Consider the following 20,416-nt stretch of genomic DNA (forward strand, 5'->3'; position numbering starts at 1 on the left):
TCCCAATGAAATTCACCCTCTCCTGGCTGAAGGACCACCTCGAGACCGAGGCGGACGTGCATCAGATCGCCGAGGCCATGACCATGGCCGGGCTGGAGGTCGAGGACGTTCTCGATCCCGCCGCCAAGCTGGCGCCCTTCACCGTGGCCCGGATCATCTCGGCCGAGCGGCATCCGAACGCCGACCGGCTGCAGGTCTGTCAGGTCGAGACGGTGGACGGGATGAAGGAGATCGTCTGCGGCGCCCCGAATGCGCGCGCGGGCCTGACCACCATCTACGCCCCCATCGGCGCCTATGTGCCCGGCCTGGGCGTGACCCTGGTCGAGAAGCCGGTGCGCGGCGTGGTGTCCAATGGGATGCTGTGTTCGGCGTCGGAGCTGGAACTGTCCGATGAGAGCGAGGGCATTCAGGAACTGCCGCCCGAGATTCCGGTCGGGACGCCGGTTGCGGGCCTGTTCGGCGCCGAACCCGTCATTGATTTCGAGGTGACGCCGAACCGGCCCGACTGGCTGGGCGTTGCGGGCATCGCGCGCGATCTGGCCGCCGCCAGCGTGGGCGGGCTGAAGCATTTCGACATCGCCGTGGTGCGCGGCGGCTTTCCGTCGCCGATCGCGGTGCGGCTTGAGGCGCCCGAGATGTGCCCGGTCTTCGCCGGTCGCGTCATTCGCGGCGTGCAGAATGGCCCGTCGCCGGCCTGGCTGCAGAAGCGCCTGACCGCCATCGGCCTGCGCTCGATCAACCGTCTGGTCGATGTGACCAATCTGATCGCCTACGACCGCGCTCGCCCGCTGCACGTCTATGACCTGGCCAAGCTGTCCGGGACCGAGATCGTGGTGCGCGCGGGTCAGGCTTCGGCCGAGACGGGCGAGGCCGAGCACCTGATCGCCTTGGACGGCAAGACCTACACAGCCGCCGCGACCGACTGCATCATCGCCGATGCGGGCGGCGAACGCCCCATCGGTCTGGGCGGCGTCATGGGCGGGGAATCGACCGGCTGCGACGATGACACCACCGATGTCTTCCTGGAAAGCGCCTGGTTCGATCCGCTGGTCATCGCCCAGACGGGGCGGACGCTGGGCATCCATTCCGACGCCCAGTACCGGTTCGCGCGCGGCGTCGATCCGGTCTCGGTCACGCCGGGGCTGGAACTGGCCACGCGCCTGATCCTGGACCTGTGCGGGGGCGAGCCGTCCGACATCGTCTTCGTCGGCGAACCCCCGGCTGGCCCGGCGCCCTTCGCCTTCGATCCCGCCCATGTGAAGCGTCTGACGGGCATGGATCTGGCCGACGACCGGATCGGGACCATCCTGGGCCAGCTGGGCTTCCTGGTTCAGGCCGCGCCCGCCGGTCAGGCCGCGCCATGGATCGTCACCCCGCCGTCCTGGCGCCGCGACGTGGAAGGCCCCGCCGATCTGGTGGAGGAGGTCGCCCGCATCGAAGGCTTCGATAATCTGCCCGAGGTCGCCCTGCCGCCGGTCGCCAACGCCGCCGGAGGCGTGCTGAACCCGCGTCAGGCCCGCGTCCGCACGGCGCGCCGGGCGCTGGCGGCGCTGGGGTACGCCGAGGCCGTCACCTGGTCCTTCACCAAACAGTCGACGGCGGCCCTGTTCGGCGGGGGCGACGACAGACTGGTGCTGGAGAACCCCATCGCCGCCGATCTGGACTGCATGCGGCCCTCGGCCCTGCCCAACCTGATCCAGGCCGCCGCCCGCAACGCCGCGCGCGGTTTCGCCGACGCGGCCCTGTTCGAGATCGGCCCGGTCTATCTGGGCGACGGGCCCAAGGATCAGCGCACGATCATCGCCGGCCTGATCGCGCCGCACGCCGCCCGTCATTGGGGCGGTCCCGCCGAGGACGCCCTGTTCGCGCTGAAGGGCGACCTGACTGCCGTGCTGGAGGAGATCGGCGCGCCGGTCGCCTCGCTGCAACTGGTTCAGGGCCAGAACCGCGACTGGTGGCACCCCGGCCGTTCGGCCCGGCTGCAACTGGGGCCGAAGAATGTGATGGTCGAGTTCGGCGAACTGCACCCGCGCGTGCTGAAGGCGCTGGATGCGGACGGCCCGATGGTCGCGTTCGAGATCGTGCTGGACAATGTGCCCGAGCCGCGGGGCCAGAAAGGTAAGAATGGGTCCGGCAAGGCGCGCGGGTCCGCCGACCTGTCGGCCTTCATGCCCCTGACCCGCGACTTCGCCTTCGTGGTCGAGGATGCAAAGCCGGTGGGTGATCTGGTCAGGGCGGCGACGGGCGCCGACAAGGCCCTGATCGCCGACGTCCGCGTGTTCGACGTCTATCGCGGCAAGGGCGTGGACGACGGCTTCAAGTCCGTCGCCCTGGAGGTCGTCATCCAGCCGCGAGACGCCACCCTGGCCGAAGCCGAGATCGAATCCCTGACCGCCAATATCGTGGCGGCGGTTGAAAAGCAGGGCGGCAGGTTGCGGGCTTAAACCGTAAGGGGAATGCGGCTTGAAATCCTGCTGGCTTAAAGCAACGGCCACACTCGGCTTCAGTGCAGCTTTGATCTCCTGCGCGACTGCGCCCGAACGGGCGGTGCGAGACGGCCGGCTTTGGCCGGAGCGAATCGACCGCATCGGACAGGAAACCGAAGGCGCAGACGCTCTTTGCCTCGCCACAGGCCAGTTTCAACTGAACGCGGACGAGACGGTCGTCAGCAGAGACGAAGGCAGCGTCACCGTTCGAGGCCCGGCTGGCGATTTCACGATCCACGAGAATCGCTTCGATACGCCGATTCCGATGGCGACCGCCTTGGCGAACCGCGACCTTTTCGGCGCTTTCTATCGGTTCGACGATCCCCGGATCGGGTACATCGTGACGCTGTTCCACCCTGTACAAGATGGTGAGTTCGTCGTTGCGTGGATTGATGGGGCCGCCTTCAATGGCGGCCCTTCCGATTCCGCCATCTACTCACGATACGGTTTTGGAGTGGGTTCGACCGCTTGTAAAAGCTGATCAATCCATGCCCGTAAGTTCCCGTTAACCTTGAAGCCGCAAGGCTGCCGCAAAGGTCGGGGACGGTAGCGTCAAGTTCGGCGTCTCAGCCGGCCGTCTTCCCGCCGCCTCTCGGAGCGCCCCTCATGCATCGTCGCCAACTGATTCTGTCCGGCCTGGCCACCGCCGCCGGGGCGTCGTCCCTGGGGGCCTGCGCCTCGACGCCGGCGCGCAATCCCAACTATCCCATCGCGTCGGATCAGAACGCACAGGCCTACAGCTTCGACGAACTGGTCTCGGCCGGGTCGCGCGAACTGGGCATCGCGGCCGAGGTCGTGGGCGGCGCCATCGAGCGCGTCTTCGCCGATCAGGGCGACCGCCCGACCGCCTATATCGCGGGCGAGGAAGGTTCCGGCGCCGTTGTCGTGGGCGCGCGTTACGGACGCGGGGCCCTGCATATGAAGGACCTGTCGGCCTCGCAGGAGGTGTTCTGGCAGGGCGCGTCGATCGGTTGGGACTGGGGCGGCAACGCCAGCCGGGTCTTCACCCTGGTCTATGGCCTGTATCACCCCGACATGATCTATCGCCGCTATCCGGGGGTCGAGGGGTCGGCCTATCTGGTGGCGGGCCTGGGCGTGAACTATCAGCGCGCGGACGGCATCGTCCTGGCGCCGATCCGCACCGGCGTCGGCCTGCGCCTGGGCGCCAATGTCGGCACCATGAGCTACAGCCGCCAGCGCAACCTGCTGCCGTTCTAAGTCAGAACGCCGTCCGTCATCCTCGGGCTTGACCCGAGGACCGGGCGTTTGTTGGACTGTGCGCCGATCCTGTCGCACGCGCGGCGGACCATCCGATCCTTGGGTCAAGCCCGAGGATGACGGGGGCTAGGGTCAGGACGGGTGGATATCAGCTTACCAACCGCAACGGCGGGGGAGCGTCCATCAGCGCCGCCAAGCCTTCGCGCCAGGTCGGATATTGCGGCCGCCAGCCCAGTTCGGCCTTGGCCCGGGCGTTGGAGACGCGTTTGGAATCCAGGTAGAAGCGGCGCATGGCCTCGCTGACGCTGTCGTCGGTCCAGTCGACCTCGGGCGGGCGGGGCAGGCCGATGCGGTCCGCCGCCCATTCCATCACCACATCGGCGGGTGCGGGTTCGTCGTCGATCAGATTATAGGCTGCGCCGGGACGCGGCCGGGCCATCGAGGCGAACAGGCCCGAAACGATGTCGTCGACATGAATGCGGTTGAAGATCTGGCCCGGTTTCCTGACCAGACGGGCCGTGCCGTCGCGTAGGCGTTCCACCACATTGCGGCCGGGGCCGTAAAAGCCGGGCAGGCGGAAGATCTGCACCGTCAACCCCATGCCCCGCGCCCCGTCCAGCCAGTCCCGCTCGGCCCGGACGCGGCGCGCGCCCTCCAGAGTGGCGGCGTTAAGCGGGCCGTCTTCGAACACCCAGCCGCCCGCCCGGTCGCCATAGACGGAGGTCGAGGAGAGATAGCCCATCCAGTCGGGCCAGGCGTCGCCGGACAGCGGGCCCAGGGCGCGCAGGGCGGGGCACCCGTGGGCGTCAGGCGCGGCGGTGATCAGCACGGCGCCGGCGGCCTCCAGCGCGGTCTTCAGGGCGGCGGTGTCGCCCGGATTGAGCGCAGCGATCCCTTCGGCCTCCAGCACGCGTCGACGGTCGGCGCTGCGTGAGGTGGCGGTCGCCCGCCCCCCGCGCCGGATCGCCTCCAGCGCCGCCGCCCGTCCCACATAGCCTCCTCCGTAAACAAGCAGAGACGGGGCGGGAGCGGCGTCAGGCATGGCGATCTTCAAACAGGAACGAGCGTGTTTCACAGAACGTCGAAAGGCCGGTGGCCTTGAAAGCGAATTTCATTCTATGCTTTCGACAACGCGCTTGACCACATCCGGGTTCATCATGACCAACACCCTGCTTCTCGCCGCCGTCGTCGCCGCCCTGTCGGCGGGCGCGCCCGTCCATGCCGGCGCGGCGGCCGATCCCGCGCCGGTGGTTCTGTCCGAGGCGGACGCCGTCAAGCCGGCGGTTCTGCCCGTGGGCGCGACCTCGACCCTGCGGCTGGAAAGCAACCCCAGCACCGGCTTCGGCTGGCAAGTCCTGGAGGCCCGCAATCTGCGTGTGGAAGAACCGTTCGCGATCGAACAGGCGCCCGCGTCCGGCGTTCCCATCGTCGGTGCGCCCGGCACGGCGGTGATCCGCATCACGCCGCGTGGAAAGGGGTCTGCGTCCCTGGCGCTGGTTTACAAACAGCCCTGGATGGAGACCACGTCTGATGATCGCGTCATGCACTTCGTCTTCGACGCACAGTAGCCTCTGACGTCAGCGGGGGTGGATCAAGCGTTCACGGGCGTCGCGCCCGCCGTCTCCAGCGCCTCGGCCCGGCTGTGATTCCAGGGCGAGACGCAGGGGACGCGCGATAGATCGACGCGGTCGGCGTAACAGCGGGCGATGTCGGTCACGTCCTGCATCAGCCCTTCGGCCAGGGTGATGGGTTTCAGCCCCAGTTCGCGGAACTGGTCGTTGGCGACCACCAGATCGTTCTCGTCCGCCTCCTGGCGCGGATTGGGCAGGTGCTGGATTTCAGCCCCCGTCAGGTTCGCCACCATCCGGGCCAGGTCGCGCACCCGGCGGCTCTCGGTCATCTGATTCAGGATCTTGACGCGGTCGCCGCGGCGCGGCGGGTTCTTCAGCGCCAGTTCGACGCAGCGCACCGTGTCCTGGATATGGATGAAGGCCCGCGTCTGGCCGCCCGATCCATGCACCGTCAGCGGATGGCCCAGGGCCGCCTGTATCAGAAAGCGGTTCAGCACCGTGCCATAGTCGCCGTCATAGTCGAAACGGTTGATCAGCCGCGCGTCCGCCTTGGTCTCGCGCGTCTGGGCGCCCCAGACGATGCCCTGGTGCAGGTCGGTGATCCGCATCTGATCGTTGCGGGCGTAGAACTGGAACAGCAGGGCGTCCTGGGTCTTGGTCATATGATAGATGCTGCCCGGATTGGGCGGGAACAGGATTTCCTGTTCGGCGGGGCCGGCGTCGGTGTCCACCGTCACCTTCAGATAGCCCTCGGGGATGCGCAGGCCGGCGGTGCCGTAACCATAGACCCCCATGGTTCCCAGGTGCGCCAGATGCACGTCCAGTCCGCTTTCGACGATGGCGGCCAGCAGATGGTGGGTGGCGTTGATGTTGTTGTCGACGGTGTAGAGCTTGTGCCGCGCCGACTTCATCGAATAGGGGGCCGCGCGCTGTTCGGCGAAATGGACCACGCTGTCGGGCGCCAGGTCGCGGATCAGGGCGACCAGGCGGTCGAACTCCTTGCCCACGGTCATATTGACGAAGCCGATGTCGCGGCCCGACACCGCCTTCCACGCTTTGATCCGCTCGCCCATGGTGCGGATGGGGGTCAGGGACTGGATCTCCAGCTCGTTGTCGATGTTGCGGCGGCTGAGGTTGTCGACGACGGTGACGTCCCACCCTTTGGCCGACAGGTGCAGGGCCGTGGGCCAGCCGCAGAAACCGTCGCCGCCCAAAACCAGAACACGCATAGGGAAGCCTCGTCGTCGTCTCAAACCGCATGCCTAGCCCAGCGGAGCGGTCGCGGCAAAGCCAGGCTGTTAAAGTCCCGGTGCGACGCTTTGACGAATCCCCCTTGGAAAGGCGTCGCGCACAGGCTAAGTCTGGCTTGTCTCCCACTCAAACGCAGCTTTCCGGGCGCATACCCGGCTGTTCGCGGCTTGAGCCGATCATGACGGTCGGTCCCGAAAGGACCGGCGCACCATGCGGGCGACAAGGCATTCCGACAGATCGACAATCGGGGATCGGCCCCGAGCGAAACGGAACCCAGAAACGGACGAACCCGGCCATTGGCCTGGCCTCGTCCCTGCACACGGTAGCGCGAATGAGAGATTTCAAGGGCATGAAGCGTCAGCGCGGACGCAATCGGAACAAGGCGGGCGCGAACAACGCCAACAACGCCAATCCGAATCGTTCGTGGGATTCGCAAGGCCCCGAGAACATCAAGGTCCGGGGCAACGCCCAGACCGTCTATGAACGCTATCAGCAGCTGGCCCGCGACGCCTCGTCCGGCGGCGACCGGGTGCTGGCCGAAAACTATCAGCAGCACGCCGAACACTATTACCGCGTGCTCAGGGCGCTTCAGCCCCAGCGGTCCTTCTCCGACATCGCGGCGCGCGAACAGTCGAACCAAGGCTTCGACATCGATTTCGAAGACGAATCCGGCGCCCAGGCCGCCGCCTTCGTCGCCGCCCAGCAGGCGGCCGACCGCCAGGCGCAGGAGACCGCCGAGCGCGCCGAGCAGAACCAGAATCAACCCCGCGACCGGGACCGCGACTACAACCGCGACCGGGATCGGGACCGCGATCAGAACCGTGAACAGCGCGAGCCGCGCGAACCCCGCGAGCCGCGTGAAGACGGCGAGGCCCGCGCCGAGGGCGAGGGCGGCGGTCGTCGCGAAAGCCGCCGCGAACGCTGGGAGCGTCGCCGCGAGGAACGCAACCGCCGCTTCGACAACCGCGAGGAGGGCGCCGAGGACGTCGCACTCCGCGCCGACGCCGAATCCGCCCCGATCGATGCGCCCGCCGCCGACAGCCCGGCCATGGAGACATCTGCGGAGGCGGCCGCCGAACCTGCGGCTGAACCTGTCGCCGCCCGTCCCGCCCGTCGCCCGCGTCGCACCGCCGCCGCCGCCGCGTCGGATGAGGGCGAGGCCCCGACCGACCTGCCGGGCTTTCTGACCCGCGCGCCGGTCGCCGCTGCGCCTGCGGCTTCGGCGGAAGGCGAGGCCGAGGCTCCCGTGCGTCGCCGCGCTCCGCGTCGCAAGGCCGAGACCGCCGTCAGCGAGGACTGACGACGACCCAAAATAGACGCTTTACAGTATCGCAACCCTGACGTGTTATTCGTGACGCTTGGGAGGGCGTCATGGATATTGTCTTGTGGGTTTTGTCCCTGGCCTTATCGGGGACGTGCGCGGGAATCTGGCTTTGGCTCCGCGCCCTAGGCGCGGTCGAGGGCCTGACGCGGGATCGAGCGCGGCTTGAGCATCGTCTGGCCCAGACGGCCGAGACGCAGCGTCAGGCCCTGTCCGTCGTCGAGGCCGAGGTTCATCGGCTGAGCGCCGAGGACGCCGCCAAGGGCGAGGTCATCCAGGCCCTGACGCGGGAACTGCGCACGCCCCTGACCACCATAATGGGTTTCACCCAGCTGCTGCGGACCCATGCCGAGGCCGATCGGCTGACGCCGCGCCAGTCGCAGGGCGTGCGTCAGATCGAGGGGGCCGGCGCGGTCGTCCTGGCCCTGATCGAAGAGGCGGATGATTTCGTCGTCTCGGGCGACACACGCGCCGCCCCCTTCCTGCAGCGGGTCGATCTGCGCCTGGCCCTGCGCCAGGTCTGCGACGGGCTGGAGCCGGAGGCGCGAAAGGCGGGCGTGACCCTGGCCTGTCCCGATGCGCAACCGGGCCTCGGCGTCATGGCCGATCCGGTTCCTGTGCGCCGTATCCTGCGGCGGCTGGTCGCCAACGCCCTGTCGCATTCGCAACCGGGCGCGACGGTGCGGATGACGGCGGCGCGACAGGGGGACCGGGTGACGGTCGATGTCCACGATCCCGCCCGACCGCCCGAGGCGGCGACCGCCCGTCCGTTCCAGCCGCTGGACGGGCAGGATGCGCGAGGCGGCACGGCTCTGGGTCTCGGCGCGGCGCAACGGCTGGCCGAGCGGATGGGCGGCCGCCTGGACGCCGCGCGCGACGCCTGGGGCGCGACGACCTTCTCCTTTGTCCTGCCGGTGGCGGGCGCGGACCCGGCGGCGCGGGGACGCCCGCAGGCGACGGCCCTCTATGTCGAGGACAATCCGGCCAATGTCGCCCTGATGCGTCAGGCGGCCGAGGCGCTGGGCCTGACGCTGCACGCCGCCACGACGGGGCCGGAGGGGCTGGAGCTGGCGCACGCCCTGGGGCCGGACGTGATCCTGCTCGATCTGGGGCTTCCCGGCATGGACGGTTTTGAGGTGAAGGCGGGATTGGACGCCGATCCGGTCACGCGCGACATTCCCGTCCTGGCCGTGACGGCGGCCGGCGGCCCATCGGATCGGCGACGGGGACGGGCGGCGGGGTTTGACGCCTATCTGACCAAGCCACTGGACCTGAACGCCCTGGCGGACGCCCTGTCTCGCGTCCTGTCCCGGCCGGAGACGGGCGGCGGCCTTGACGTGGACCGGCGTCAAAGGGCCTAAGGGACCGATCTCGCCGTCAGGTCCGCCCAAGGTCAGCGTTCGATGCCTCAGTTCGTCCGGTTGGTTTCGTCCCGTCTTCGCGCGCGCGTGGGCTTGCGCCTGGCCCTGATGGGCGGGCTGGCGGCCATTGCCGCCTGCGCCGCCACGCCGCCCCCGCCTCCGCCGCCGCCCACCTCGACGGGCGCGGGCGGCGCTGCGCCTCTGATGGACTGGCGCGGCGTCATCACCTCGGGCGACCGCGACCGTTATCAACGCGTCGACGCCGCCTGGACCCTGGCCCTGCAACAGGCGCGGCGCCAGCCTGGATCGGGCGATCTGAGCGGCTTGGGCGACCTGATCCAGCCCAAGGCGGGGCGGCCGGGCGTCGCGCCCCCGCCCGGCGACTATCGCTGCCGCACCGTCAAACTGGGGTCGCAAGGCGGCGAGGACGGGCTGGGCTATGTGGTCTATGGCTGGTTCGCCTGCCGCATCGAACAGACGTCGCGCGGGCTGAAATTCTCCAAACTGACCGGCTCGCAGCGCCCGTCCGGCCTGCTGTTCCCCGAGAACGACCGCCACATGGTGATGCTGGGGTCGATGGCCCTGGCCCAGGAGCCGGCCGCCAACTCGTATGGCCGCAATCCCGAGCGCGATCTGGTCGCCGTGCTGGAACGGATCGGAGAGGCGCGCTGGCGGCTGGTCCTGCCCTGGCCGCAGAACGAATCCAACCTGGACCTGATCGAACTGGTCCCCGGTCGCGCGCCGGCCTGATCCTTAAGGCTGAACCGGGCGCGAGCCGCCGCGTTTCCTTTGTCGCAATCGAAGGAGACGCCCATGCGCCGCACATCGCTCATCCTGTCCCTGACCACGGCGACGGCCCTGTCCGCCGCCCTGGCGGCCTGCGGCGACAATCGTCCGGCAGGGCCGGCCGAGACCTCGCCCGCCGTGTCCGAACCCGCCGCCGGCGTCCCGCCCCAGGCCGCGCCGGAAGCCGCCGCCACGCCGCAACAACAGGCCGCGACACCAGACGCTTCCACAGGCGGCGGCATGCAGGGCGGAACCGACGACTGGCGCAAGGTCGCCAAGCCCGACGACGCCTCCGCCCTTGGCCGCATGGACGAGGCCTGGCGTCTGGCCCGCGCCGAGGCCGAGAAGGGCGGATACGCGCGTCAGGTCGAGGCGCTGGGGCCTCTCGCCGATCCCAATGCAGCCCAGAGCGGCCGCCTTCAACCCGCGCCCGGACCCTATCGCTGCCGCAACATCAAGATGGGCAGCCGCGACGGGGCGGGCCTGGCCTATGTCGACTATCCCTGGTTCGCCTGTTCGGTGGAACTGACGCCCGGCGGCGATCTGATCCTGAGCAAGAGCACCGGCTCGCAGCGGACGCAGGGGCTGCTGTATCCCGACACGGATCGCCGTCTGGTCTATGTCGGCGCCCAGGCCTGGGGCGACGAGGCCCACTATCCCCGCTATGGCCAGACGCCCGAGCGCGACCAGCTGGGCGTGCTGGAGCGGATCGGCCAGAACCGCTGGCGTCTGGTCATCCCCTGGCCCAAGCAGGAGGCTAAGCTGGAGCTGCTGGAGATCGTTCGGTAGGCCTGATTTCGCTGTGCCGTCATTCCGGGGCGTCCGAAGGGCGAACCCGGAACCCAGGGGGGATGGCGTGCGGCGTCGAATGCGTTGAACGGCGCGACCGTAGCCCTGGGTTCCGGGTTCTTCGCTCCGCTCAGCCCCGGAAGGACGATCCGGGACGGGTTCGGCTGCCCTTCACCGCGCCCCGGTCGAGCGGGCGATGGCGGCGCGCATGCCTTCGGCGTGAAGGGCGCCGGAGGGGGCGATCTTGGTGTTGGGGGTCTCGGCCGGGCCGGTGTCGGCGGTGCGGTCGTCCGGCCCGATCCAGCGGGGCGTTTCGGCCTTTTGCGCCACGGCCTTGCGCAGATTGGCGGTCGCGGAACGCCCGTCCTTGCGCGCCGCCATCGCGTCGGCGACGCGGTCGATGGCCTCGGTCAGCAGGGCCTTCTTGTCGCGCGCACCCGTGTCCGGCCCGTCGCGCCCGTCGCGGACGCGGGTTCTGATCTGACGCTGCACCCGGTCGCGGCGCGCCCTCAACCGCCCGATCAGGTCGCGCAGTTCGGCGGGGCTATGATCGCTCAGGGCCTTTGACTGTTCCACCATCTGCGCTTCGTCACGGTCGAGCGCGCGGGGGTTCTGAGTCTTGGACATGACGGTCTCCCTTTGGATTGATGGGAAGACAGCGCCCCGCTTCAGACCCCGTTCCGGCTTTGCGACCCTGGGTCACAGGGCCGCCGGACCATCCGCGTTCAGACCCGCGTCAGGCGCAGGTCCTGATAGTCGTAGCTGAAGTCGATGTCGGGGCTGACGCCCTTCATCGTCGCGGTCGCCGGGCGGGCCGTCTGGATGGCGAAGGTGACGAAGGCGTCCTCTTCGCGCTTGTCGGAAAAGCGGGTGCGGAAGGTTTCGCCGTCATACGGCTCCAGCCAGCCCTGCAGGGCGGGGGTGTGGGTGAAACGCAGCCACAGGCCGCTCTTTCGATTGCGACCCCGGCCCTCGGTGCGCGGTTCGATGACGATGTCGCCGTACCAGGGGTCGCGCCAGGTTCCGGCATAGGCGTCCAGCGGCATGGCGGGCGGGGCGCCGGCACGCTGTTTGGCGTCGATCTCGACGGCGGCGGCCTGGGACTTGGCCTCGCCCTCGGCTTCCAGTTTCTTGGAATCGGCGATCCAGTCGACGTCGACCTTGCCCATGCACAGGTCGGAAATGCCCGAGCGCAGGGCGCGCAGCAGGAAGCTCTCTTCCGCATTCGAGAAGATGCAGAAGCCGGTCTTGCGGCCGGGAATCAGCACCGTCGAGGAAATCCCGCCGGGCGAGCCGCCGCCGTGGCTGGCGATCCGCTCGCCGCGATAGTCCTGAACCTGCAGACCCATGGCGTAGGTCGAGGCGATCGACCGATTGGGCAGTTCCGCCGTCGGTCCCGGCGACGAACCGACGATGATGTTGGGCCGATACATCTCGCGCGCCGCGTCTTCGGAGAACAGGCGCGAACCGTCGGCCAGCCTGCCCTCGTTCAGGCGCACGGCGATCCATTTGGCCCAGTCGGTCGGGGTGGTGCAGATGCCGCCCGCCGCGGCGGCGGAATCCCAGTTCCAGACCTCGGCGATGGACTGTGCGATCTGGACCATAGGCCCGTGGGTGCGCAGCGGCGGCCCGACGCGGGCGTGGGGCAGGGCGGACTTCGACGCATCGGCCAGACGCGCCAGCGGGACCGTCTCGGTCATGCCGACCCTATCCAGAATGCGGGTCTGGATGAAGGTCTCCCACGCCATGCCCGACACCGCCTCCAGCACCGCCCCCGCCACCACAAACATCAGATTGCAGTAGTGATAATGGGCCCGGAACCCGTCCTCGATCGGCACGAAGGCGGCCTGGGCCACCACCTCGGCGCGGGTCCGGTCCGAATTGGGCCAGAACAGCAGATCGCCGGCGCCCAGGCCGAACCCGGCCCGGTGGCTCAGGGTGTCGCGCACCGTGATGTGTTCGCCGATATAGGGGTCGGACAGTTTGAAGTCGGGCAGATAGGTTCTGACGGGTTCGTCCCACTTCACCTTGCCCTCGTCGACCAGGATGGCCAGGGCGGCGGCGGTGACGTTCTTGGTGTTCGACGCGATGGCGAACAGGGTGTGTTCGTCGGCTAGGTCGCGTTTGCCTTGCACCTTGACGCCATAGCCGCGCGCCAGGACGGTCGCCCCGTCCTTGACCACCGCGACGCCCAGCGCGGGCTGATCGGGCCAGGCCGCCATGCATGTCTTCACATAGGCGTCCACCGCCTGAACCAGCGAGGCGTCGTCGTTCGCGGCAGGTGTTTGAGCAAAGGCCGGCCCGGCCGCCAGCGCTGCGGCCCCTCCCGAAGCGAACAGGGATCGGCGCGAAAGGCGAAGGGACATGGCGAACTCCGACGAAGACGCCGCGACGCTAGCGCCCCGCGTCGCCTTACGCCAGTCGCCACCCCTGCAGCTTGTCCAGCACATCGGCGACGATCTGGCCCTGGGTGAAGCCGGTGATGTCGTGGGGCCGTTCACCGGCGCCGGTCTGGGCGGTCAGGCGCCATTCCAGCGGGCGGCGGCCGACCGGGGCGTCGCGCTGGGTGATGGCGGGACGGGCGCGCGAACGGGCCCCCAGCCGGTACATGAACACCCGGTCGGCGTGGCGGACGGTCAGCCAGGCCGCCGCCTCGTCGCGGCCGATCTCGGCGTCGGAGTCCTCGGCGCCCAGGGCGGCGTAGACCGTCTCCAGCGCGGGCAGGCCCTGACGCTCGATCTCCTTCAAGATGTCGGCGCGGCTGGCGGGCGTCATGATCCGCTTCAACTGCTGCGACAGGGGCGCCCCTTCGGTGTTGAGGGTTTCGCCCTTCAGGTCGGCGTTCATCTGGCGGAACAGGCCCGCGACCAGCAGGATCATGATGATGCAGAAGGGCAGGGCGGCCACCAGGGTCGCAGCCTGCAAGGCCCCCAGGCCGCCCGCCAGCAACAGCAGCGCCGCCGCCGCCCCCTGCATGACGCACCAATAGATTCTCTGCCATCGCGGCGTGTCGTCCGCCCCGCCCGAGGCCAGGGTGTCGATCACCAGAGAACCGGAATCCGCCGAGGTGACGAAGAACACCCCCACCAGCAGGATCGCCAGGGTCGAGGTGAACATCGTGCCTGGCAGTTGTTCGAAGAAGTGGAACATGGCCGTCGACAGGTCGGCCTGAACGGCCTGCGAGATCGCGCCCGCCGCCTGGCCCATGTCATAGGCCATGGCCGTATTGCCGAAGACCGTCATCCACAGGAAGGTGAAGCCGGTCGGGACCAGGAGCACCCCGACTACGAACTCGCGCACCGTGCGCCCGCGCGAGATGCGGGCGATGAACATGCCCACGAACGGCGACCAGGCGATCCACCAAGCCCAGTAGAACAGGGTCCAGTCCGCCATCCAGGCCCGCGGCTCATAGGCGTACAGGGTGAAGGTGCGCTGGAAGAAGTGATCCAGATACAGGCCGAAATTCTGGACCAGCGCCCGCATCAGGAACAGCGTCGGCCCGGCGAACAGCACGAACAGCATCAGGCAGACGGCCAGGATCAGGTTCAGCTCCGACAGCCGGCGCACGCCCTTTTCGACGCCCGACATCACCGACAGGGTCGCGACCCCCATCACCGCCACGATCAGCCCGACCTGGATCAGCACCGTGTTGGGTATGCCGAACACATAGTCCAGGCCCGCCGCCATCTGGGCCACGCCCAGGCCCAGCGAGGTGGCGATGCCGAACAGGGTGCCGCAGATGGCGAAGATGTCGACCGCATCGCCGATCGGGCCGTTGATCCGCTTGCCCAACAGGGGAAACAGGCCCGACCGCATGGTCAGGGGCAGACCCTTGCGGTGGGCGAAATAGGCCAGGCTGAGCCCCACCACCGCATAGATGGCCCAGGCGTGAACCCCCCAGTGGGTGAAGGTGATGACCATGGCCTCGCGCGCCGCATTCACCGTGCCCGGCGCCTCGTCGGGCGGAGCGATATAGTGCTGCACCGGCTCGGCGACGGCGAAATACATCAGGCCGATGCCCATGCCGGCGGCGAACAGCATGGCCAGCCAGGACAGATAGGGGAAGTCCGGTTCGGCGTCGTCCGGCCCCAGCTTCAGCCGCCCGGTCGGCCCGGCCGCCAGCCAGACGACCGCTCCCAGAAAACCGGCGACGGCCGCGACATAGAACCAGCCGAAGGTGTCGATCACCCAGGCTTGGGCATGGCTGAAGATCAGGTCCGAGGTTCGGGGCGCCACCAGCGTCGATAACAGCAGGACGCCGGCGATGCCGCTGGCGCCCCAGAAGACGCGGGGGTTCATTTTCGTGGTCAGCATCGGGCTGAAGCGTATGGCGAAGCTGACGGTTCCCAAGCTTGACTGCAACCCTGCCGCGCGCATGAAAAAGATGTAACTTTGCATTTCAAAGCATCGTCGATAGTCACGGGCGTCGACGGGCGCTTCAGACGCCTGCGCTCTCTTTCAGGATCGTCGGGGCATGACCTCTTCCAAACTCGTTCTCATGTTGGGCGCCGCCGCCGCCGTCCTGCCCGGCGCCGCGCTGGCTCAGTCGCAACCGCCGGCTCAGACCCAGACCCCCGCCAGCCGGACGTCGCCTCCGGCTGAATCGACGCAACAGCAGCCCGCCAGCGTCGGCGACGTGGTGGTCAACGCCCGCGCCGCCGATGTCCGCACCTCCATCGATTCCATCAGCTACAGCCTGTCCAACGACCTGCAGGCGACGACCGGCAGCCTGGCGGACGCCCTGCGCAACGTCCCCTCGGTCGATGTGGACCCGGAAGGCAATGTCTCGCTGCGCGGCGACGCCAACGTCACCATCCTGGTCGACGGCCGCCCCTCGGGCATCCTGACCGGGCCGGGGCGCGGCCAGGCCCTGATCCAACTGCCCGCCAGCCAGTATGCGCGCATCGAGGTGATGACCAACCCTTCCGCCGCCTACAGCCCCGAAGGCTCGGGCGGGGTCATCAATCTGATCACCAAGCCTACGGCGCCCAAGCCCGGAACCCAGACCACCGGCTCGCTGCGGGTGAATGTCGGTGACAACGGCCGCTGGAATACGGGCCTCAGCGGATCGTATCAGAAGGATCGGCTGACCCTGTCGGGCGACGTCAGTTACCGGGCCGATCCTACCGATATCACCATCTTGCGTCAGCGCGACCAGCGCGATCCCGTCACCGGCGCCACGGTGGCGACCACACGGATGGATCAGGACATCTCCTCGGAACAGAACGGCGCCTTCGCCCGGCTCACCGCCGAATACAAGCTGGACGACAAGACCCAGCTGACCGGCGAACTGCGCGGCGTGGTCTTCGACGGAAACGGCGTGGGCGGCGGTCTGTTCGAGACGCGCGACGCCAATGGGGCGTTGACCAGCGCCTATCGCCGCGACGGGGCGTCGGACTTCGACTTCGCCAACTGGGGGGCGACGGCGCGGGTGCTGCACCGTTTCGACGACGCGGGTCACGAATGGTCGAACGAGCTGCGCTACGACAACAACAGCAACGACAGTTCGGGCCTGGCGGTAACAGACTATCTGACCCCGGCCGGGGCCACGGTCCATGAGCGGACCGCCAACACCACCGACCAGGTCAACTGGGGCTTCACCAGCGCCTATACCCGTCCGCTGTCGAACGGCGGCAAGCTGCGCCTGGGTTATGAACTGAACGACCAGCGCCCGGAACAGCGCACCGACTTCCTGCGCGGCGCGTCCGAAGCGGCGGTGGTCCCGGTTCCGGCCCTGAACAATCGTTTCGAGGCGCGCCAGACGGTCCACGCCCTCTACACCACCTATGAGCGTCCGATGGGCGAGAAGCTGTCGGCCCAGCTGGGGCTGCGGCTGGAACAGGCCGACATCAAGATCGAGGATCTGACCGGCGGCGCCACGGCGTCCCAGGACTATTTCCGCGCCTATCCGACGGCGCATCTGCAATACCAGCTAAACCCCGAACAGACCCTGCGCGCCAGCTATTCGCGCCGAATCCAGCGGCCCCAGCCCAGCCAGTTGAACCCCTTTGTCTCGTATCAGGATCCGCTGAACCGCCGGTCCGGCAATCCCGACCTTCAGCCGCAGGAAACGGACTCGTTCGAGGCCATGTGGCAGATGCGAAAGGGCCAGAGCTTCTATCAGGCCACCGCCTATCTGCGCGACACCGACAAGGCCTTCACCGACGTGGCGACCGACATTGGCGGGGGCGTCCTGCTGACGCGCCCGGAAAACCTGGGGTCGCGCCGCGACATCGGTCTGGAGCTGACGGCCAACGGCCGCCTGCATCCGACCCTGCGCTACAACGCCAGCGTCAACGTCTTCCGCCAGGATATCGACGCCGGGGCCGTGACCGGCGGCGGCGATCGCGACGCCACGCTGGCCAGCGGCCGCCTCAGCCTGAACTGGCAACCCACGACCAAGGATTTCATTCAGCTGAGCGGCTTCTGGCAGGGCGACAGCCTGCTGGCGCAAGGCACGCGCGAGGCCGGCGGCATGGTCAATCTGGGCTATCGCAGAAAGCTCAGCGACACCCTGTCGCTCAACTTCACCGGCCGCGACCTGTTCAACTCGTTCAGCAACACCACCGTCTATGACACGCCGTTGTTCAGCGAGCGGACGGAGCAGAAGATCAAGCTGCGCGCCTTCTACGTCGGCCTGACCTGGAACTTCGGCGGCGGCCAGCGTCGCCAGCCGGAACAGTTCGACTTCTCGACCGGTCCATCGGGCGGCTGACAGCCTGTGACGGAGGCGAAAATCTCCTTTGGTCGACCCCTTGTGTGCCTCATCCGCCACACCATCTCGGTTTCACAGACCCGCGATGTCGCTTCCTGAAAGGGCGTCGCGGGCGGAAATCCGCCTGATGAGGGGACCCTTATGAATCTCGAACTCTATTCCGACCGCGCCAAACAGGCCGTTCAGTCGGCACAGTCGCTGGCGCTCGCGCGCCGACACCAGCAGTTCGCGCCCGAGCATCTGCTGAAGGTGCTGCTGGAAGAACGCGATGGCCTGGCGCGCAACCTGATCACCGCCGCCGGTGGCGACGCCCGCCGCGCCGAGGCCGATGTCGAAACCGCCCTGAAGAAGCGCGCCCAGGTCTCGGGCGGCTCGGGCCAGCTCTATCTGGACGGCGACACCGCCCGCGTTTTCGCCGCCGCCGAGGAGGCCTCGAAAAAGGCCGGCGACGCCTTCGTCACCACCGAACGCCTGCTGGCCGCCCTGGCCAAGGAAGGCGGGGTCGCGGCCGAGGTGCTGAAGGCCTCGGGCGTCACGGCCGACAAGCTGGACGCCGCCATCGCCGAGGTCCGCAAGGGCAAGACCGCCGACAGCGCGGGCGCCGAGGACGGCTATGACGCCCTGAAACGCTACGCCCGCGATCTGACGCTGGCCGCCCGCGACGGCAAGATCGATCCGGTCATCGGCCGCGACGAGGAGATCCGCCGCACCATCCAGGTGCTGGCCCGCCGCACCAAGAACAACCCCGTCCTGATCGGCGAGCCGGGGGTGGGCAAGACCGCCATCGTCGAGGGTCTGGCCCTGCGCATCGTCAATGGCGACGTGCCGGAAAGCCTGCGCGACAAGACCGTCATGGCGCTGGACATGGGCAGCCTGATCGCGGGCGCCAAATACCGTGGCGAGTTCGAGGAGCGGCTGAAGGCCGTCCTGTCCGAGGTTTCTGCGGCCGAGGGCGGGATCATCCTGTTCATCGACGAGATGCACACCCTGGTCGGCGCCGGAAAGGGCGACGGGGCGATGGATGCGTCGAACCTGTTGAAGCCCGCCCTGGCGCGCGGTGAACTGCACTGCGTCGGCGCCACCACCCTGGATGAATATCGCAAGCACGTCGAGAAGGACGCGGCCCTGGCCCGTCGCTTCCAGCCGGTCTTCGTCGCCGAACCGACGGTGGAGGACACGGTCTCAATCCTGCGCGGCCTGAAGGAGAAATATGAGGTCCACCACGGGGTCCGCATTTCCGACAGCGCCATCGTCGCCGCCGCCACCCTGTCGAACCGCTACATCACCGACCGCTTCCTGCCGGACAAGGCCATCGACCTGATCGACGAGGCCGCCAGCCGCGTCCGCATGGCCGTGGATTCCAAGCCCGAGGCCCTGGACGAGATCGACCGCCGCCTGGTCCAGCTGAAGATCGAACGCGAGGCCCTGAAGAAGGAGACGGACACCGCCTCCCAGCATCGTCTGGAGAAGCTGGAGGACGAGATCGCCGATCTGGAGGGCCAGTCCGACGACCTGACCGCTCAGTGGAAGGCCGAAAAGGACAAGGTCGGCCAGGGCGCCCAGCTGCGCGAAACCCTGGATCGTCTGCGCCTGGAACTGGCCAACGCTCAGCGCGCGGGCGACCTGGGCCGCGCGTCAGAGATCGCCTATGGCCAGATCCCCCAGATCGAAAGACAGCTCGAAGAGGCCGAGGCCAATGAAACCTCCGGCGCCTCGGGTCGTGGCGGCCCGCTGACGCCCGAGGTCGTCGACGCCGAACAGATCGCCGCCGTGGTCAGCCGCTGGACCGGCGTGCCGGTCGACAAGATGCTGGAGGGCGAACGCGAGAAACTGCTGACGATGGAGACCGCGCTGGGCGGCCGCGTCGTGGGTCAGGATGAGGCTCTGGCCGCCGTCTCCGACGCCGTGCGCCGCGCCCGCGCCGGTCTGAACGACCCGAACCGTCCGCTGGGCAGCTTCCTGTTCCTGGGGCCGACGGGCGTGGGCAAGACCGAACTGACCAAGGCCCTGGCCGAGTTCCTGTTCGACGACGAGGCGGCAATCACCCGCCTGGATATGTCGGAATATATGGAGAAACATTCGGTCAGCCGCCTGATCGGCGCGCCTCCCGGCTATGTCGGCTATGACGAGGGCGGCGCCCTGACCGAGGCCGTGCGCCGTCGCCCCTATCAGGTCGTCCTGTTCGACGAGGTCGAAAAGGCCCACCCCGATGTCTTCAACGTGTTGTTGCAGGTGCTGGACGACGGCCGCCTGACCGACGGTCAGGGCCGCACCATCGACTTCCGAAACACCCTGATCATCATGACCTCCAACCTGGGGTCGCAGTTCCTGGCCGAACAGGGCGAGGGGGATGACGTGGAGGCTGTGCGTCCCTTCGTCATGGACGCCGTCCGCGCCCACTTCCGGCCCGAGTTCCTGAACCGGATCGACGAGATCATCCTGTTCCACCGCCTGGGCCGCGACCAGATGGGCGGCATCGTCCGTATCCAGCTGTCACGCTTCGAAAAGCTGCTGGCCGACCGCCGCCTGTCATTGGATCTGGACGACAGCGCCCTCGCCTGGCTCGCCGACCGCGGCTACGACCCGGCGTATGGGGCAAGGCCGCTGAAGCGTGTCATCCAGAAGGATCTGGTCGATCCGATCGCCCGCAAACTGCTGGCCGGCGAGATCGAGGACGGCGGGGTGATCGCCGTCACCGCCGGCGAAGGCGGATTGGAGATCGGGAAGGTGCGGGTGCATTGATCACGCTTCTCATCATGACGGCTTTAGCCGTGATCGTGCTTGCCGTTGTGACAGCGCCTTCTCCCATTGGGAGAAGGTGGCCGCGAAGCGGTCGGATGAGGGGCGGGGTGGCGAAGTCGGCGTGAGGCGTCGCAGCGGTCGGGCCGCAGCGAACGGCGGGCGGCGGACGACCCTCA

15 protein-coding genes are annotated in these 20,416 nt (G+C 68.3%); 10 read left to right on the plus strand and 5 right to left on the minus strand.

Going from position 1 to position 20,416, the window contains the following annotated elements:
* The first annotated feature begins 5 nt into the window (after positions 1-5).
* The 3 genes from pheT to P0Y50_06900 all read left to right on the plus strand — a co-directional run bounded on the left by pheT (position 6) and on the right by P0Y50_06900 (position 3,704).
* A complete protein-coding gene (gene pheT / locus P0Y50_06890; GenBank protein WEK41329.1) occupies positions 6-2,444 on the plus strand; it encodes a phenylalanine--tRNA ligase subunit beta in 2,439 nt (812 codons plus the stop codon).
* A 19-nt stretch (positions 2,445-2,463) separates the two neighbouring features.
* The gene (locus P0Y50_06895; GenBank protein ID WEK41330.1) at positions 2,464-2,967 is read left to right on the plus strand and encodes a hypothetical protein; all 504 of its coding nucleotides are present in this window, start codon (positions 2,464-2,466) and stop codon (positions 2,965-2,967) included.
* Between the two features lie 125 nt (positions 2,968-3,092).
* Positions 3,093-3,704: a DUF1134 domain-containing protein gene (locus P0Y50_06900; protein ID WEK41331.1), complete on the plus strand. Its 612-nt coding sequence runs from the start codon at positions 3,093-3,095 to the stop codon at positions 3,702-3,704.
* Positions 3,705-3,852: 148 nt separating this feature from the next.
* Here P0Y50_06900 and P0Y50_06905 read toward each other — a convergent pair whose 3' ends face one another.
* Positions 3,853-4,746, minus strand: a complete 894-nt coding sequence (locus P0Y50_06905) for an SDR family NAD(P)-dependent oxidoreductase (GenBank protein WEK41332.1) — start codon at positions 4,744-4,746, stop codon at positions 3,853-3,855.
* Positions 4,747-4,840: 94 nt separating this feature from the next.
* Here P0Y50_06905 and P0Y50_06910 point away from each other — a divergent pair, with 94 nt between their 5' ends.
* On the plus strand, positions 4,841-5,272 hold the full coding sequence (locus P0Y50_06910; protein ID WEK41333.1) for a protease inhibitor I42 family protein: 432 nt from the start codon (positions 4,841-4,843) through the stop codon (positions 5,270-5,272).
* A 23-nt stretch (positions 5,273-5,295) separates the two neighbouring features.
* Here P0Y50_06910 and P0Y50_06915 read toward each other — a convergent pair whose 3' ends face one another.
* Positions 5,296-6,504: an NAD-dependent epimerase/dehydratase family protein gene (locus P0Y50_06915; GenBank protein ID WEK41334.1), complete on the minus strand. Its 1,209-nt coding sequence runs from the start codon at positions 6,502-6,504 to the stop codon at positions 5,296-5,298.
* A 371-nt stretch (positions 6,505-6,875) separates the two neighbouring features.
* Between P0Y50_06915 and P0Y50_06920 the strand changes: the two genes are divergently transcribed.
* The 4 genes from P0Y50_06920 (at position 6,876) to P0Y50_06935 (ending at position 10,783) form a co-directional block, all read left to right on the plus strand.
* Positions 6,876-7,826: a DUF4167 domain-containing protein gene (locus tag P0Y50_06920; protein WEK41335.1), complete on the plus strand. Its 951-nt coding sequence runs from the start codon at positions 6,876-6,878 to the stop codon at positions 7,824-7,826.
* A 71-nt stretch (positions 7,827-7,897) separates the two neighbouring features.
* Entirely contained in the window at positions 7,898-9,208 is a 1,311-nt protein-coding gene (locus P0Y50_06925; GenBank protein WEK41336.1) for a hybrid sensor histidine kinase/response regulator, read from the plus strand.
* Positions 9,209-9,250: 42 nt separating this feature from the next.
* Positions 9,251-9,958, plus strand: coding sequence for a DUF4893 domain-containing protein (locus tag P0Y50_06930; GenBank protein WEK41337.1), 708 nt, complete (start codon positions 9,251-9,253; stop codon positions 9,956-9,958).
* A gap of 63 nt (positions 9,959-10,021) precedes the next feature.
* Positions 10,022-10,783, plus strand: a complete 762-nt coding sequence (locus P0Y50_06935) for a DUF4893 domain-containing protein (GenBank protein ID WEK41338.1) — start codon at positions 10,022-10,024, stop codon at positions 10,781-10,783.
* A 171-nt stretch (positions 10,784-10,954) separates the two neighbouring features.
* Here P0Y50_06935 and P0Y50_06940 read toward each other — a convergent pair whose 3' ends face one another.
* The 3 genes from P0Y50_06940 to P0Y50_06950 form a co-directional block, all read right to left on the minus strand.
* Positions 10,955-11,410, minus strand: a complete 456-nt coding sequence (locus P0Y50_06940) for a hypothetical protein (protein ID WEK41339.1) — start codon at positions 11,408-11,410, stop codon at positions 10,955-10,957.
* Positions 11,411-11,508: 98 nt separating this feature from the next.
* On the minus strand, positions 11,509-13,149 hold the full coding sequence (locus P0Y50_06945) for a serine hydrolase (GenBank protein ID WEK41340.1): 1,641 nt from the start codon (positions 13,147-13,149) through the stop codon (positions 11,509-11,511).
* A 46-nt stretch (positions 13,150-13,195) separates the two neighbouring features.
* The gene (locus P0Y50_06950; protein ID WEK41341.1) at positions 13,196-15,097 is read right to left on the minus strand and encodes a BCCT family transporter; all 1,902 of its coding nucleotides are present in this window, start codon (positions 15,095-15,097) and stop codon (positions 13,196-13,198) included.
* Between the two features lie 160 nt (positions 15,098-15,257).
* On the opposite strand from P0Y50_06950, the gene P0Y50_06955 reads away from it, so the two are divergent.
* Positions 15,258-17,498, plus strand: a complete 2,241-nt coding sequence (locus P0Y50_06955; GenBank protein WEK41342.1) for a TonB-dependent receptor — start codon at positions 15,258-15,260, stop codon at positions 17,496-17,498.
* 141 nt (positions 17,499-17,639) lie between these two features.
* A complete protein-coding gene (gene clpB / locus P0Y50_06960) occupies positions 17,640-20,240 on the plus strand; it encodes an ATP-dependent chaperone ClpB (GenBank protein WEK41343.1) in 2,601 nt (866 codons plus the stop codon).
* Positions 20,241-20,416: the final 176 nt, after the last annotated feature.

Origin of the sequence: Candidatus Brevundimonas colombiensis, assembly GCA_029202665.1 — a bacterium.
GTDB classification, from domain to species: domain Bacteria; phylum Pseudomonadota; class Alphaproteobacteria; order Caulobacterales; family Caulobacteraceae; genus Brevundimonas; species Brevundimonas colombiensis.